General features: G+C 42.1%; 11 protein-coding genes and 1 tRNA gene. 7 read left to right on the forward strand and 5 right to left on the reverse strand.

All coding sequences use genetic code 11. The features are described from left to right. Nucleotides 1-2: 2 nt before the first annotated feature. Genes ACLI09_RS10240 through ACLI09_RS10255 form a run of 4 tightly spaced genes read right to left on the reverse strand, consistent with a single transcriptional unit; the run spans nt 3 to nt 3,998 of the window. Nucleotides 3-974, reverse strand: coding sequence for a GNAT family N-acetyltransferase (locus ACLI09_RS10240; RefSeq protein WP_411419522.1), 972 nt, complete (start codon nt 972-974; stop codon nt 3-5). After that, the gene (locus tag ACLI09_RS10245) at nt 975-2,438 is read right to left on the reverse strand and encodes a hypothetical protein (protein WP_411419523.1); all 1,464 of its coding nucleotides are present in this window, start codon (nt 2,436-2,438) and stop codon (nt 975-977) included. Next, nucleotides 2,438-3,823 (reverse strand): class I SAM-dependent methyltransferase, encoded by a 1,386-nt coding sequence (locus tag ACLI09_RS10250; RefSeq protein ID WP_411419524.1) that lies wholly within the window; start codon nt 3,821-3,823, stop codon nt 2,438-2,440. Before ACLI09_RS10250 ends, ACLI09_RS10245 begins: the two co-directional genes overlap by 1 nt. After that, complete coding sequence (locus tag ACLI09_RS10255; RefSeq protein WP_411419525.1) at nt 3,804-3,998, reverse strand: hypothetical protein; 195 nt, start codon at nt 3,996-3,998, stop codon at nt 3,804-3,806. Before ACLI09_RS10255 ends, ACLI09_RS10250 begins: the two co-directional genes overlap by 20 nt. Before the next feature lie 144 nt (nt 3,999-4,142). On the opposite strand from ACLI09_RS10255, the gene ACLI09_RS10260 reads away from it, so the two are divergent. Together ACLI09_RS10260 and ACLI09_RS10265 are read left to right on the forward strand one after the other, a co-directional pair. Beyond that, nucleotides 4,143-7,844: a CARDB domain-containing protein gene (locus tag ACLI09_RS10260; protein ID WP_411419526.1), complete on the forward strand. Its 3,702-nt coding sequence runs from the start codon at nt 4,143-4,145 to the stop codon at nt 7,842-7,844. A gap of 237 nt (nt 7,845-8,081) precedes the next feature. Continuing rightward, on the forward strand, nt 8,082-11,639 hold the full coding sequence (locus ACLI09_RS10265; RefSeq protein ID WP_411419527.1) for a T9SS type A sorting domain-containing protein: 3,558 nt from the start codon (nt 8,082-8,084) through the stop codon (nt 11,637-11,639). Between the two features lie 123 nt (nt 11,640-11,762). Here ACLI09_RS10265 and trxB read toward each other — a convergent pair whose 3' ends face one another. Beyond that, nucleotides 11,763-12,713 carry a thioredoxin-disulfide reductase gene (trxB, locus tag ACLI09_RS10270; RefSeq protein ID WP_411419528.1) on the reverse strand — a complete coding sequence of 317 codons (951 nt, stop codon included), beginning with the start codon at nt 12,711-12,713 and terminating at the stop codon, nt 11,763-11,765. A gap of 185 nt (nt 12,714-12,898) precedes the next feature. Between trxB and ACLI09_RS10275 the strand changes: the two genes are divergently transcribed. The 5 genes from ACLI09_RS10275 to ACLI09_RS10295 all read left to right on the forward strand — a co-directional run. Then, a tRNA-Pro gene (locus tag ACLI09_RS10275) sits at nt 12,899-12,973 on the forward strand. A gap of 342 nt (nt 12,974-13,315) precedes the next feature. Next, on the forward strand, nt 13,316-14,509 hold the full coding sequence (locus tag ACLI09_RS10280; RefSeq protein ID WP_411419535.1) for a site-specific integrase: 1,194 nt from the start codon (nt 13,316-13,318) through the stop codon (nt 14,507-14,509). Nucleotides 14,510-14,663: 154 nt separating this feature from the next. Continuing rightward, the gene (locus ACLI09_RS10285) at nt 14,664-15,419 is read left to right on the forward strand and encodes a hypothetical protein (protein WP_411419529.1); all 756 of its coding nucleotides are present in this window, start codon (nt 14,664-14,666) and stop codon (nt 15,417-15,419) included. Nucleotides 15,420-15,521: 102 nt separating this feature from the next. Continuing rightward, nucleotides 15,522-16,673 carry a MotA/TolQ/ExbB proton channel family protein gene (locus ACLI09_RS10290; protein WP_411419530.1) on the forward strand — a complete coding sequence of 384 codons (1,152 nt, stop codon included), beginning with the start codon at nt 15,522-15,524 and terminating at the stop codon, nt 16,671-16,673. A 2-nt stretch (nt 16,674-16,675) separates the two neighbouring features. Then, a partial coding sequence (locus tag ACLI09_RS10295) for an OmpA family protein (protein WP_411419531.1) occupies nt 16,676-17,162 on the forward strand: 487 nt, incomplete at its 3' end.

Genomic DNA, 17,162 nt, shown 5'->3' on the forward strand with positions numbered 1-17,162 from the left:
GTTTAAATCAATACATTATCCAGCAACGTATGGTTTGCGGTTGCAACTTCATAAAAATCGTGCGCTATGGTCCGCGCGCCATAGCTTTCCTTCCAAAAACTTACCCCGCTGTTCAGTTTCCTGCCCTGTTGCACGTTAGAACAGCCAAAATCAAAAAACTTTTTATGTTTAAAAGCGTCAGTAATGAGGTAGTCGTATAAAAAATCGAGGCTGCCCAGTGCATTACGCTCATCATCACCCGATATGTACTGCGGCTTGGCTACCGTATCGGTTACAAAAACAGTACTGCCGGCTACAAGCTTCCCTTCGTGGTACACATTAAAATGCCTGATGTTATTGGGGAAGAGTTCTTTTAAAAGCATTATCTCTGCAAGGGTGTGCACCGGTGCTGCGGCATAACGCTGTTGCAGGTTAGGTATCAGCAGGCCGTTCCAAAAAAGTTCCAGGTTATTATCTTCTGAAATAACCAGCCCATTACGTGTGCTTTTCCGGATGGCTTCAATACGCGATTTATTAAACTTTACACCTGCGGAATTTTCTATAACACTAACACTATCGCGCCGCACCAGTTTTGCATCGGTAAGAAACATACAATACTCTTGTTCCTGCGAAGGCGCTTTGTGATATATAAACGGTATGGTTTTTATATACAGCTTTTCGATACCCTGGCTGTTGTAATAGGACAGCAACTCTTTTACAAGGGTTACCGTTTCATGAAGGTAAATTTTAAAATCAAGAGCCAGCCCGCCATACGTAAGCCCCAGGTGCGAATATACGGTGCCATTCTTTACATGCGCCGGGAATACTGCCATGAGCTTTTTACCTTCAAAAATTAACACCGAAAAGTCGTCAAAACGGTCGGAATGGTACTCCATAAAATTGCGGTCAAACAAAAACGTGCCGTTTTTAGAATCCTTTACAAAAGTATTCCAATCGGCAAAATAGTCTTTATTATAACGCTCAATAGTATACATCTACTCTATTTTTTGAAATACAATGTTACCCTGCGCGTCTATATACCTGTGCCTGCCTTCGGGCCGAACAGCATCGATATAACTGGCATCTTCCTGCAAATTTTCAAGTAAAGCGGTGTCTTGCGATAAAAATGCAAACAGCACCCGGAACAGGTTTACCGATGTTTTAAGGTTTTTATCATACACATCATGGCCATCAGCGTTCCATTTTATGGTACACAACGCGCCATACATGCTTTTTACAAGTAATGGGTTATCCGTTTTCGTCTGGCTTTGCAGGCTGGTTTCAAACCCCACAAAACCACCGTGGTCTGCTGCTATTACAATAATCCCATGAGGGTCCTTTTTTTCTATTTCGGTTATCAGGTTCTTTAACCATGTATTTGCCTCACGCACCTTTTTAAGGTATTTAGCGTGCTCATCATCCGCCCCTTTAGAACCGAATACCGCTATATGCCCCGGCAGCATTTTCTCAATAAAATAAAAATGGGGACCCGGTGCAGGTTTCATATTTTTAAAATCGGCCACCTCATCACGGGTATATTCCCAGGCATCCTTAAGGTACGGCAGTTCGCTGTAATTAAAGTTAGCGGAATGGTAGCCCAGCTCAGGCCGGTTCATAAGCAGGTATGGGCGCTCTGTTATAAAATGGGTTGTATAGCCATTGTTTTTAAATACCTGTAGCACAGGATTGTTGCCCATAATAATATTGCGTGCGTTAAACTCTTCCACATCCGGCTGCAAATAGTGGTGCTTCATACTGAACATAGACGCGTTAGACAGCAGCGTACTGTAATAATTAGAGCGGTAATTTGTGTAGGTTGTAAAGCCGTTGCTATTTAAATAGTTTTCAAAACCAGTATTGTCAAAATTGTATATACTACCATCAAGGTTGGGCTTATTTGTATAGCCATCCGGCTGGATGTAGTATACATTAGGCTTTTTCTTAAACTGTGTTGTAAGTATACCGTCAGGCTGATGCTGCCATGCATCTGATGCCGTTATATAGCTATATCCCGCGTATGCCACCGGAACCACATTAAATAAAGAAAGCAACAGTAATAGTACTACAAAAAGCTTATAATAACGGGCAATCCGCAGCGAAGCCAGCACAACTATTATAAGCACACCGGCAAATATAAACCGCTTATATACCCCCAGGAAACTCAGTTGCAGTAAATAAAACGCTACAAACAACGGTATGGTTACAAATAAAAAATGGCTGCGGTACGGCAATAGTTTTTTTAGGGAAAACAATTTGTAACCCAAAAATAAAACCACGGCAGGTATAATTAAATAGTATATGGTAAAAAACAACAAATGCCCCCATGAGGCTGCAAGCGCCAGGTTTTTAGCATAATAATGCGCTATCATATATATCCCTATGGCAATGCCTGCCAGTAGCGGGGCATCATCGGGGCTTGTAATGAAGCGTATTATTTTTTGCCGTAGTTTCTCTATCATTATTTCCGTTCAAATAAATATAGCGTGCGGCTGGTGCCGGGTATAACTTCTTTCTCTTTCAGGGTAAAATATTCCTGGTAGTCCCGCTCAAAATTTGATGGGCTGTAGTAATCAAAATGCCCTTTAAATTCGCGCTTGCTGTCCAGCAAAAAGCTTACCCAGGAGTCGTCCCTGTCGGGAAACTCGATAATAAGGTAACGTGACAGCTTTGCAAAATAGGCTGCCGACATGGAAAAAGGTACATTGCCGCTCAGCGATATGTGGTGGATAAGTGCCAGCGCGAGTGAGGCATCAAACTGCTGCGCCGCTATACGGGCTTCCAGCGACTGCCTTTCGTTATTGGCAAACCCTATTGCCGGCGCGGGGTTCATCATATCGCTTACTATCGGATAGATGTTCCCCTCTTTGTTTTCAAGCACCTGTATGTAATTTTGGTTTACCGCATTGGCATCAATATCAGTAGTAAGCACTAACTCTGCGCCCGCCATAACCTCACGGGAAAAGGTACCGTCATTACCGCCGTGGTCTATAATCTTTCTGGCCTGTATCCTGTTTACCCAGTCTTTAACCAGATGCTTTTTATGCTCAAAGGCTGCAGCATCATAATTAGTAACCGAATAATAATTTTTCCATTCGGTTTTTTCATTTAGTGTAAGGCCTTTTATATAGCCATACAGGGCATCTATTATTTTAACCTGTGATGCTTTACTAACAGCAGACCTGCCTGCGCTCTCCTTATGTACTTTATTCTCAACGCTGTATTTATCTTCATACTTAGCGGTAAGGTACAGGCTGGTATATAACAGCGCATTAAACCGCGCGGTAAAGGGCAGCAGTGCCACAACCTTTTGCAGCGGCATGCCGTCTATATACTGTTGCAACGTTTTTAGCATATCATTGCCAAAATACTTAGCCAGTACCAGCGGCCCTAAAAAGTGCATCAGGAACTGCTTATATGCCCGCCACGGCTGGCCATCAGTATAATCTTCTATTGATAGGGTATCTATAAAAACGGGCGCGCCGTTATAAAATGCAATATTAAAAGCAGTGGCATCTTTAAGCGAAAAACCGTGCTGCAGGCAGTATTTTTGCAGCTTAAGGGTATGCAGTGCCGCGTGCTTGTACTGGCTAAAACTCCACTCGTAGGGATAGGTAATAAAAGGTACCACATCAGGTTTTAGTAGTATACGGCGGGCATTGGCATCAACTTCGGTATGCGGTATAAGCAGTTTATTTTTAAACAGGGTATCAAAAAAACCGGCGGCTTTTATTTTATGGTACTGGGCAAAATAAACGGGGTTTATATGCCTCAAGATTTCACCGTCCATCACCTCTATATAGCCGGAAGGGTCCCTATAAGAAGCGCTATGCCTGTTTTTCTCCATCAGTAGTATCGTCTATATCGCCCATAAGGTCTTTTTCTTCCCTTTTGCCAAATACCGACTTCACACCGGTTACTATCCTCCTGTAAAACAGCATAACCGATGCGCCCACGGCCACGGCTGCCTGCACTATAAGGGCACCGGTACCGGGGTCAAAATATAAAAATGGTAATTTCATAACAATATATTATCGTGCTAATGTAAATAATTTTAAGCAAAAACAGGCTTCATAAAGCATTATATGTGCTTTTAACACTGTATTCTTAATAACTGCTTTTGTATTGTTTTATTTTTCATAATTTTAGGAAAAATTTATAGTGCCGTGAAATTAAACCAACTACTACTTTTTCTGCTGCTATTGATATCGCCACTGGTTTATTGTCAGGACATAGCCCTCTACCAGCAGTTTAACGGCAGGTATGACTTTACATTCGTGGGGAATACCCTAAACCCTGTTGAAAACAACACCATTCCAACCGGCGACCCATGCCTAATCGATACTTCCTCGTCGGCAGTGCTTAACCTTTCTGCTGACGACAATGTATTTAAGGCCTACCTGTACTGGGCAGGATCCGGTTCGGGTGATTTTGAAGTTAAGCTGAACGGCCAGGACATTACTGCCGAACGCGATTTTCTGCTTCAGGCATTTTTAGGTGGAGATCCTTTTTCGAGGGATTATTTTGGTGCATGGGCCGATGTCACCACACAGGTACAAGCTACCGGAAACGCCACCTATACCCTTACAGACCTCGATCTTACTGAAGTGGTGACCGATAATATGTATTGCGGGAATAAGACAAACTTTGGTGGATGGGTTATTATTGTGTTTTACGAAAACCCAAGCCTACCCCTAAACCAGATTAACTTGTATGATGGCTTGGGCTATGTACCTCTTAGTATAGACATAACCCTCCCAAGTCTTAATGTTATTGATAACGATGGCGCTAAAATAGGCTTTGTAGCCTGGGAAGGTGACGCCGGGCTGCATGTAAACGAAACCCTGCGTATAAACGGCAACATATTAAGCAACAGTATAAATCCACCGGATAATGCATTTAACGGCTCCAATACAGTAACCGGTGCACAGGACATGCACAATATGGACCTCGACATTTATGATATACAAAATTATATTGCCATTGGAGATGAAAGTGCAGACATACAGCTTACATCCGGAAACGGGAGCATAGGCGATTTTGTAATGGTAAATGCCATCATCACAAAATTAAACAGCCAGCTGCCCGATGCCACCATTACCGTAGAGGATATTACAAAACAATGCAACAGCCGCACCCTGGCTATAGACTACACCGTGCACAACGTTAACAGTACTGATGTGCTGCCTGCCGGTACACAGGTAGGTGTATACGTAAACGGCGACCTGCTGGCTACCTTTTCTACTACTGCAGAACTGCCCATAGGCGGCAGCGAAAGCGGCACGCTAAACCTTGCCATACCCGCCGGGTACCCTGACGACCTGCAACTGCTTTTTATAGTAGACTATAATTTCAACGTTACCGAAACCGACGAAACAAACAACAGCCTTACCATAAACGAAACACTTTGGGCGCAGGCCAATGTAAATCCGGGCAACCTTACCGCCTGCGAATCGGCGCCGGGTGCTAATACGGGCGAGTTTGATTTTTCGGGCTACGCCGAGTCGCTTAAGGATGACCCTACGGATGTGGTTACTTTTTATACCTCAATGGCTGATGCGCAGGTGCCCCAAAATGCCATTGGCAATATTACAAATTATATCTCCGGCCCGGATACCATATATGTGCGTGTGCAGGATGCTAACGGCTGTGTGGGCTATGGCTCGTTCCAGTTGCTAATTGACGATTGTATTTATCCTGATGCCGTTATTACCGCCACTAACCCGGTGCAGGCGTGCAGCAGCCGTGTTATAACCATAACATATACGGTTACTAACCAGGACGGCCTTGATGTGCTGCCTGCCGGTACACCCATAGGCTTTTATGCAGGCAACACCCTTGTGGCTACCGCCGCTACCACTACTGAATTGCCCATAAACGGCAGCGAAACCGCTACGATAACGCTTACCATACCTGCAGGCGTGCCCCTGAATTTTAACCTGAGGCTTACTGTAGATAACGGCAATACCGTGCAGGAAATAATAGAAAACAACAACAATTTTATACTGCCGGTATCGCTGTGGCTGCCACCGGTATTGCCCCAGATAGCTGGCCTTACCGCATGTGAAACCGACAACGGCACTAACACGGGCATCTTTGATTTTTCAGGTTATGAAACTTCGCTGAAAGATGAGCCTACCGATACCGTAACTTTTTACACTACGCAGGCCGCTGCCGAAATAGGCGGTAATGACAACATTACAAACCCGGCGAATTACACCTCAAACGGCACCAACCCGCAAACCATATATGTAAGGCTTGAAGATGAAAACGGCTGCTATACCATAGGCACATTTACTTTAACCGCAATAGACTGCCTGTTCCCGGATGCGGTGGTGCAAGTCGGCACGGTGCAGCAGGCGTGTGATTCACGTACCATTACGCTTAATTTTACCGTAGGTAACCCTGATAGCTTTGACATATTGCCGCAGGGCACACCCATTTCGGTATATGCCGATTCGCAATACCTCGCCACTACCCTAACCACGGCTGATATTGCAATAAACGGTACATTGGTACAAAGCATTACAGTAACTATTCCTGATGCCATGGGGCCCGTTGCTGAAATATATTTCAAGGCCGATGATACCGGAAATGGCACGGGTATCGTTCAGGAAACCAATGAAAATAATAACTTTAGCACGGTACTAAATGTTAACCTTTGGGTATCGCCGGTACTTACACAGCCCGCCGATATAGAGGCCTGCGAAACCTTTAACGGCTCCGGTGTGGGCAGTTTTGATTTTTCGGCTTACGCACAGTCATTAAAAGTTAGCCCTACAGATGTTGTTACTTTTCACCCCACGCTAAATGACGCCCTTAACGGCACTGCCGGTATTGATACGCCGGGTGCCTACGTGGTTGCTCCGGATACAATAGTATATGTGCGACTGGAAGACGAGCACGGCTGTTTTGATACGGCTCAGTTTACCCTGCGTATTATCGACTGTTATTTCCCTGATGCTACCGTGGTGATTGAAGATGTATACAAACAGTGTAACTCGCGCGTTATACACGTGCATTATACGGTAGGTAACTTTAACGGTACGGATGTGCTGCCTGCCGGAACCCCGGTAAGCATTTACGTTAATGGCGTATTTTTAGACTATACCGAAACCATTGACACCATAGCTATTGGAGAAAGTGAAAGCAATTATATTACGCTTACCATACCGGTAGGTGTTCCGCTGGATTTTGAGCTTACCTTTGTAGCCGATGATACAGGAGACAGCACAGGAATTGTAATAGAGCTCGATGAAACCAATAACAGCAACACGTTGCCTACAAGCCTTGTGCTATCGCCTGAAATTGCCCAGCCCGAAGACATTGTGCAGTGCGACCAGGGCTTTGGTGTAGGGGTGTTCGATTTTTCGGCGTATGAAGAGCTGCTTAAGAACTACCCTAATGAAACGGTTACGTTCTACCCCACCCAGCAGCTGGCCGACCAGGACCTCGACCGTATTTTTAACACAACGATGTTCCAGACCAGCCAGAACCCACAGCGCATTTACGCACGCCTCGACAACGGCACCTGCCATACCACAGCCTCCTTTTTGCTGCGTACCGAGAAATGCAAGCCTGAAACCTACAACTACGTTACGCCAAACGGCGACGGCATTAACGATACCTTTTTTGTAAAGGGATTGCGTAATGTGTTCTTTAATTTTAAAATGACGATATACAACCGCTGGGGCAACCTGGTATGGACAGGCAACCACAGCATGTCTGACTGGGACGGCATAGCCAACGAAAAAAAGGTAGGCCCGGAAGGTACTACCGTGCCAAACAGTACCTACTACTTTGTACTTGAGCTTAACGAGCCCGGTTTCCCTGAACCTATTACCGGCTGGGTATATGTAACCAAATAATAATGGTGCAGGTATAATTTTGCACCACCTGATTTTAGGCAATACTCCCGAGGCGTTACCTGAATAAGACCGGAAATGCCTAAAATTCTACGGTCTTTTAGGGTTTGAGTAGTATCAAAACTGGCTCTGCCTATAGATAGCAACGTAGAAACCAGGTTTATGCAAAATAAATCCATATCGATATTTGGTACTCATTTATAATCTTTTTTTACATTTGCACATCAACAAAACCAACTTATGAAATCAAAAATTACACTTTTTGCAGTATTCTTCACCTCCCTGTTTGTAAATGCCCAGGTTGAATTTGAGGACCATCTTGTTATGGACAACTCGCTCTATGTGCAATCGCCAAATTCAGTTTTTTCTGCGGATTTAGACGGTGACGGAGATTCAGATGTCCTTACCTCATCCTACTATGGGGGCAGGCTGGTTTGGCTGGAGAACCTCGACGGTGCCGGCGGTGACTTTGCCGCCCATACCATCTCGTCAGAAATTCAAAATGCATGGGGCGTATATGCCGCTGATTTAGATGCCGATGGAGATGTAGATGCAATAGTGGCATCGAGCTTAGGCAACACGATAACCTGGTTTGAAAATACCGATGGCAACGGCACATTTGTACTTAAGCAGGCAACCTATGCTTTTAGGGCAAATTTTGTGATGGCTGCGGATATTGACAATGACACTGACCTGGATATTATTTGGTCTTCCTCATCAGAAGGGGACCTGAAAGGATTTAAAAACACTGATGGCTTAGGCACTTTAGGCAACAGTTTTAATATTGAAACTAATACATCAAGGATTCCCGGGTTTCATCCTGCTGATATTGATGGCGACGGCGACCTGGATATTGTATCTTCCTATTCCATACAGGGAGGTTCGCAGGGTGTTACCTGGTATAAGAATACTAACGGAACGGGCAGCTTTGGGGCCATGCAGTTAATATCTAATGCGGTTAACTCTGTAATGGCTGTACATTCGGGCGACATAGACGGCGACGGCGACATGGATGTAGTATCTGCTTCGGCGGGGGACGATAAAATTGCATGGTATGAAAATGTAGATGGTGCCGGTACCTTTGGCCCGCAGCAGGTGTTGTCTGTTACTGCCGATGCAGCTTCGGTGGTGAGGCTGGCCGATGTAGATGGCGACGGAGACCTTGATGTTGCATTTGGGTCTAATACCGACCAAAAGATTGGCTGGTTTGAAAATACCGATGGCCTTGGAAATTTTAGTGGTGAAATTTTTATTGGCCCAAATTCAGGCGATATACGGTCTATGGATTTTTTTGATGTGGATGCTGATGGCGACCTGGATTTCCTTACCGCAACTAATATAGATAATAACATAACGTTATTTAAAAATACTAACGGCGAAGGAGTATATGCCCCTGCAATACTTACAAAACATATAGATGGCGGGCGCGTTGTAGTGGCAGAGGATATAGACGGCGACGGAGATAAAGACCTTGTTGCGGCGTCCTACTGGGATGATAAAGTATCATGGTTTAAAAACCTTGACGGTAACGGTAACTTTTATAATACGCAGGTAATTATATCTGATACCGTTAACGGGGCAGAATCGGTATTTGCCGGTAATGTAGACAACGATGGCTTTGCAGATGTTTTAGCTACCTCCCGGTTAGAAGACAAAATTGTCTGGTTTAAAAATACCGACGGACTTGGAAATTTTGCACCACCACAAATTATAGACGATAATCTTTACCTGGCGTACAGGGTGTACCTGTCGGATATTGACAATGATGGTGACCAGGACATTTTTGGTTTAGGCAGCGGGAGAATTACATGGTACGAAAACCTGGATAACCAGGGTACTTTCAGTGCCCAGCAAACCATAGATAATATAAATAATTTTGCCATGTATGCTGTCGATTTTGGTGATTTGGATGGCGATGGCGACCTGGATATTTCGGTAGCCTCAAACTATGGGCTTTTATATTACCTTAATTTAAATGGCCAGGGTACCTTTAGCACAAGGCAAATTATAGAAGATGGGTCTTATGAATCTGTTTCAACAAAAATTGCTGATATAGATAATGACGGAGATAACGACATAGTGTATACAGGCGAAAATTCAGCTTCTGCTTTTGTGGGATGGTCTCAAAATCTGAACGGTTCCGGAAATTTTGGCGGTATTCAAGTAATTACAACGATAATTACAGATCCTAAAAGCGTTGTTGTGGCAGATTTTGATAATGATGGCGATACAGATGTAGCATCTTCCGCAGCGGGCGACGGTGGCGTAGTTGCCTGGTATGAAAATACAGACGGGCAGGGCAACTTTGAAAATACCCAGCAGATAATTTCGCAAAGCCTCAACAGCCCCTTTGATATGTTTGCCGCTGACATTGATAACAATAATACTGTAGATATTGTGTCTATTTCAGAACATGATGATAAAATTGTATGGCATCAAAATTCAGGCGCTCCTGTATCTAACAGCATTAATGGCACAGTCCGTTTCGACTTGCTGGGCGACGGCTGTACCGAAGCAGACGCTGTGCTGAGTGGCATTTTGCTGGTAGCATCTGACAACACGGGTACAAACGCTACATTTTCCCAGGAAAACGGGCAGTATCAAATATATACCACCGGAGTGGGAACGGTAACAACACAAATTACGTCGCAGTTACCTGCATACTATGAGGCCAGCCCCTCAAGTTTCGAGTCGGATTTTGCAGGTTATGGAAATACTGACGAAGCAAATTTTTGTGTAACGCCTCAAGCCGCCATAAATGATCTGGCCGTAAGCTTTTATCCTATAATGAACGACCCAAGGCCGGGCTTTGACACGGGTTACCGCATGGTATACCGCAACATAGGTACTACACAATTAAGCGGAACTGTATCTTTTGAATATGATGGCTCAAAATTAAGTTTTCTTAATGCTACCGAAACGGTATCCTCTCAATCTGCAAATGCCATAGCGTTTGATTTTACAGGGCTAAACCCTTTTGAAGTTAAAACTATCGATTTGAGGTTTAATGTTTTTGCACCACCCATTACAAATATTGACGATGTTTTGATAACCACTGCAACCATAAACCCTGTAGAAGGTGATTATACGGAAGATGATAATGTAATTTCATACAATCAAATTGTAGTAGGTTCTTATGACCCTAATGACATTACCTGCATTGAAGGAGATGAGGTGTTAATAGAAAATGCCGACAAATACCTGCACTATCTTATCCGCTTTCAAAACACGGGTACGGCAAGCGCCATTAACGTACGCGTAGACCATGTGCTGGACGATAAACTGGACTGGAGCACCATGCAACTGGAAAGCCTTAGCCATGACGGCAGGGTAAACATACACAACGGAAGTGATGTGAGTTTTATATTCAATAACATCAACCTCCCGGACAGCAGCAGTAACGAGCCGGATTCACATGGTTTTATTGCCTACAGGATTAAACCAAAGCACGATGTGGCGGTAGGAGATATCATCCAGGCGGCAGCAGATATTTATTTTGATTTTAATCCGCCCATTATAACAAACACTGCGGTTACAGCATTTACTGAAGCACTGGCGGTTAAAGACTTTAAACAAGAGAACATAAAAGTATACCCTAACCCGGCTAACGGAATTTTAAATATTGACGCCGCCAATAAAATTATAAGTATTGCTATTTATAACCATTTGGGCCAGCGGGTGCTTTCTGCAAAGGAAACGTCAACTATTAACATAGCTGCTCTGCCTGAGGGCGTTTATGTGATGACTTTGCAGGATGACAATGGCACTGTTTATACTCAAAAAATTATTAAAAAATAAAATGAGCGATTTTAATTAGCTTAATTCAGATAATATAAATAGGCCGTTTAAAAAAAATTAAACGGCCTATTTATATTATTAGCTGTAATCAATTGCCTTATACCGGCAGTTGCATTGCGTAAATTAGCTTTCAAGGTCGGCAAGGTAGCGCTCAGCGTCAAGGGCTGCCATACAGCCTGTGCCTGCTGCAGTAATTGCCTGGCGGTAAATATTATCCTGCACATCACCCGATGCAAATACGCCCGGCAGGTTTGTTTTGGTCGACTTGGCTTCTGTAATCAGGTAACCTGTTTCGTCCATATCCAGCTGGCCTTTAAAAATATCGGTATTTGGCTTATGCCCTATCGCAATAAATAATCCCGTAATGGCAATCTCTTCTTTAGCGCCGGTAACATTATTTACTACACGCAACCCTTCAACCACCTGGTCGCCCAATACTTCGTCAACCTCAGTATTGTACAATACGGTAAGGTTTGGTGTATTAGCAACGCGGTGCTGCATGGCTTTACTGGCCCGCATTACATCCTTGCGTACAAGCATGGTTACGTTTTTGCAGATGTTAGCAAGGTAAGTAGCCTCTTCGGCAGCGGTATCGCCCGCCCCCACTATTGCTACATCCTGCCCACGATAAAAGAAACCGTCGCACACGGCACAGGCCGAAACACCACCACCACGCAGGCGCTGCTCGCTTGGCAGGCCCAGGTATTTAGCAGTTGCCCCGGTAGATATAATTATGGTATGGGCAAGAATTTCTTTGTTGCCGTCTATGGTTACTTTGTGCCACCCGCCTGTTACGGTACTAAACTCTACCGCCGTAGCCATGCCTATACGCACTTGTGTACCAAATCGTTCTGCCTGCTGCTGCAGCTGTATCATCATGGTAGGCCCGTCTATCCCTTCAGGGTAACCGGGAAAATTATCTACCTCGGTGGTGGTGGTAAGCTGGCCTCCCGGCTCCAGGCCCGTATATAGTACCGGGTTCATATCTGCACGGGCGGCATATATTGCCGCGGTATAACCCGCAGGTCCCGAGCCTATTATAAGGCATTTAATTTTTTCTATAGTATCAGGCATAATGTATATCGTGAAATCTATTTATTAATAAAGTACAAATGTAGCTTTTATCATATTTATATACCACTAAAAAACATCAGTTTTGGCTATCCAAAAATAAAAATACATTATACCTGTTGACTATAATAATTTAATACTATATTTGCAACCGCTTTCAGTGAAGTTTACACTTCACTAGAGCCACTCGGGGTGTAGCGTAGCCCGGTCATCGCGCCTGGTTTGGGACCAGGAGGTCGCAGGTTCGAATCCTGCCACCCCGACTAAAAAGCCTTCAACGGCAGTCAAAAACCCGCAAATCATCAGTATTTGCGGGTTTTTTGTTTTTATTTCATACCAGTAAATACCAAAGAATATCAATCTGAATGTGAGCAATTGCGTGAGCGAATTTGAAGTTATAAATTTACTCACCTATTAGCACTTAAATAATTGTAATACAATATATTGTGTCGATTATTTTAATGCTTTTTGTTACGATTTGATACCCTTTTTATCCGCTTTCTGTGAGCACTTTTGAGCAGGTTCGGGCAAAATGTATCAGTTTAACCCAAAATGTATTTGGTATGAAAAGCAAGAACACATTTGGTATCCAGTTCATTATCAGGATGCCTAAACAGCAAAAGAATGAAAAAGCGACCGTGTATGCTCGCATAACGGTAAATGGAAGGAGGTCTGAAATCTCCCTTAAACAAAAAGTCCAGCCTAAAGACTGGGATGACGTAAAGGGGCGTGCAAAGGGCAAACGTGAAGAGATAATAAAACTCAACAGTCACATCGAGCGTGTACGCACTATTATAGCCGACGGCTATAATGACTTGGTACAACAACGTAAAACTGTAACAGTTGATGCGGTAAAGTCTTTGTTCGTTGGCGGTGACGAAGAAACGATGACACTTGGTAAACTCATAGTCTACCATAACCAGGAGGCAGCCCATAAACTTGCGCCCGGCACAATGAAGAATTATATTACTACCCAAAGGTATATTGAAAAGTTCCTGAAGGATAAGTACAAGCGGAATGATATTGCCCTTGTAGAGTTAAATTACCGCTTTGTAATGGACTTTGAGAGCTATCTTGCTACCTATATACCCCAAGACCATCAAAAGCCCCTTAACAACAATGGAATTATGAAGCACATTGAAAGGTTGCGCAAGATGGTAAACCTTGCTATTACCTTAGATTGGTTACCTAAAGACCCCTTTTCAAGTTTTAAGAAGCACTTTGATAAAGTGGAACGCCAGTGCCTGAATGCGGAAGAACTTGCAAGCCTGGCTAGCAAAGAATTTATAATTGACAGGCTTGAGCATGTGCGTGATATGTTTTTGTTCAGCTGTTATACCGGACTTGCCTACATTGACATGACACAGCTTACTAAAGAAAATATCATCAAAGGTATTGATGGCGGGCTTTGGTTATCAACCAGCAGGGTTAAAACAGACACCAGTGTCCGTGTACCGCTATTGCCACAGGCAAAGGTTTTAGTAGATAAATACAAAGATGATCCACGGGCACAATACAGCAGTACCGTATTCCCTGTTATCTCTAACCAGCGCATGAATGGGTACCTGAAAGAGATTGCAGATATATGTGGTATAACCAAAACGTTGACGTTCCATATTGCCCGCCATACATTTGCGACCACTGTTACCTTGAGCAACGGCGTACCGATTGAAAGTGTTTCCAAGATGCTTGGGCATACCAGTATCCGGACTACACAGATTTATGTCAAGGTTGTTGAAAGTAAATTGAGTGAAGATATGGGTAGGCTACAGGAACGTCTGAATGTCGTTTTAGGATAGAAAACACATGTTTGAAAAGCGCAGACAGTGTATGCGCTTTTCAAAAGGTCAGACACTGTCTGCCCAATTCACAGGCAAATAATTTCGTATCTTTGTTAGAGGCAGTCTTTTATGACTGCCTCTTTGCATTAGTGTAATTTGTAAAAATACCGCTATGAAAGATACCTATTTCAAAATACGCCGTCCATTTACAAGAAGGCAACACCGATACGATATTGGCAGCCCTGTAGGCTTTTGGAACTTATACGATGACAACCATTTCCTGGCAAGGTTGTATCAAATAGGGAACGATGAACAGGAAGCGTTTTATGGCTATCATTTAAAATACGCTGTAAGTAGCGGCAAATGTAGCGAAGCAGAGTTTTATGCGCATGTGCGTGAAATTGTAGCCGACCATATTGAAGCGTTACGGAAAGAATCGCCGTTTTCCCGTAATCATGGACGGAACCGGGCTAATTTGAAAATGCTGCGTATATTCAGGGATTATCTCATATCCATAAATACCTATGGATACCTTGACCCCGTAGATATTACCATAACTCGATACAATTCTGAAATTAATGAACTTAAAAAACAGCTTGCACACAAAGAACAGCTTCTTAAAGAAATGAAGGTATTTGAGACCGATCAAAAAATCCGCATTACAAAAGGTTATCTATACACACTCGTCGACATTATACAGCAATTGGGTGAACTCAGGCTTCCTAATAAAGATGGCGTACGGTTGTTACGACCTTCTACTGAAATGGTGTGGGTTAAGATGATATCACGTTACTTCCAGCATGGTGATGAAGAAATTAGCATACAAACACTAAGAAGTTATTTTCCAATAAATAAGCTTAACCTAGGTATGAAGTACCGATTAGTGAAGGATAAGTATAAATTGTTTGAAATTGTAGAAAAGGAGTGAATAGCTGCAATGATTATTTATTAAAAAAAATGGTTATTTTTTAAGCTCACAAAAAAAGGATTATAAATATTTTATTTATTTGTATAAAATATAATCAACCTTATGAATAAAGAGTTAATAATAATTGTTTTAGCTTTCGTAATAATAATCGGATATGCCATTTATTGCGAGTCAATAATAAGTAAAACAAAAAATCCCTCGTTTAGAAAATTTGTAAACTACTATCAATTAGAAAACATGCCTAGTACATTTGTCACAATTGGCTTGTTAGGTACATGTTGTGGAATTGTAATCGGATTATTTGGTTTTAAAACGAATGCTGGCGAAATTAAAGAGAGTGTGAATGATCTTTTAGAAGGTCTCAAGTTAGCCTTTATAGTTACTATATTGGGACTGATATTTTCCCTAATATATAAAAAACGTGTAAACTCTATTCTTCATAAATATGGTGATATACAACCACCTGCCTCCCCGGAATTCTTAGAGATGCAAAAAACTAATATTTTATTGGGAGACTTAAATAAAGGTATATCGAGTTTAAATAGAGCTTTTTCAGAGGAGCTTATAAACAAAATTCAAGAATCTAATAAAAAACTGGCTGATAATCTTTCAAAGTTTGGAGAAAACTTAGCTACATCAAATCATGATGCTTTAATTGAAGCACTAGAAGAAGTTATATCAGATTTGAATTCGGGTTTCCGCGACACTCTTGGTTTACTTGTCAAACAAAATTTCAACGAACTTACTAGTTCTATTGATGCTCTGAACAATTGGCAAAAGGAAAATAAGCTCTATATAGAAAATTTTGCCCAGCGATATGAAAAAATTGTTAAGTATACTGAAGACATGAATTTAAACTTGGAGAAAATAGTGATTACGAACTCCAATCTGTTAGCTCAAAATGGCAAATTATATGATATAATAGATGCTTTAAATTCAGTAATGGTAAATGATTCAACTTTCAAAGAAATCACAACTAATTTGAATGAGGCTTCAAGACATATAAAAGATTCGCTACAACAATTTACCAAGGAATTGGAAAATACAAAAAGTCATTTGAGTGGCATTACCAATTTACGAGCAAATATAGAACTGCTTAACGATCAATTAGCAGCTTTGAGAAACATTGATATCGAAGAGGAAAGATTATACATGATAGGTATCCAAAAAACAATGGCTTCTATGGATGAGATGTTTAAGAAACATTACGAGGCTATTCCAAAACTAATCCAAAGTAATTTAAAGTCACTATAATAATGGCACGTACTCATACGAAATCGGATCACAATTTTGTCGCATATTCAGATATTATGACGTGCTTAGCAGTTATATTTTTATTCATAGCAGTTGCCTATATCTTAGAGGGTATTTCCGATACAATTATTAAAGATGAAATTTATAATGCAATTGGAGAAGACTTAAAAGAAGATTTTAAGAGTAAAAATGTGCAGCTTGACAAAGACATGTCACTTAAATTTTTACAAGATACAGTAAATAAGTCAGAAGAATTGTTTGAAATCGGTTCGGCAGAAATGACGCCATCATTTAAATCCAAAATTTCTGATATATGGCCTAAGTACCAAGCAATTATTCTCGACGATAAAAATTTGAAATATATAAGCGAAATAAGAATTGAAGGTCACACTGATACTATCGCTCCTAAAAAGAAAAATCAGGAAAGTTATCTTTATAATCTTAATTTGTCCTCAGCAAGAGCTCAATCAGTCTTAGAATATATAAGAA

Origin of the sequence: Flavobacterium sp. RHBU_24 (assembly GCF_046613695.1) — a bacterium.
In the GTDB taxonomy this organism is placed as follows: Bacteria; Bacteroidota; Bacteroidia; order Flavobacteriales; family Flavobacteriaceae; genus Flavobacterium.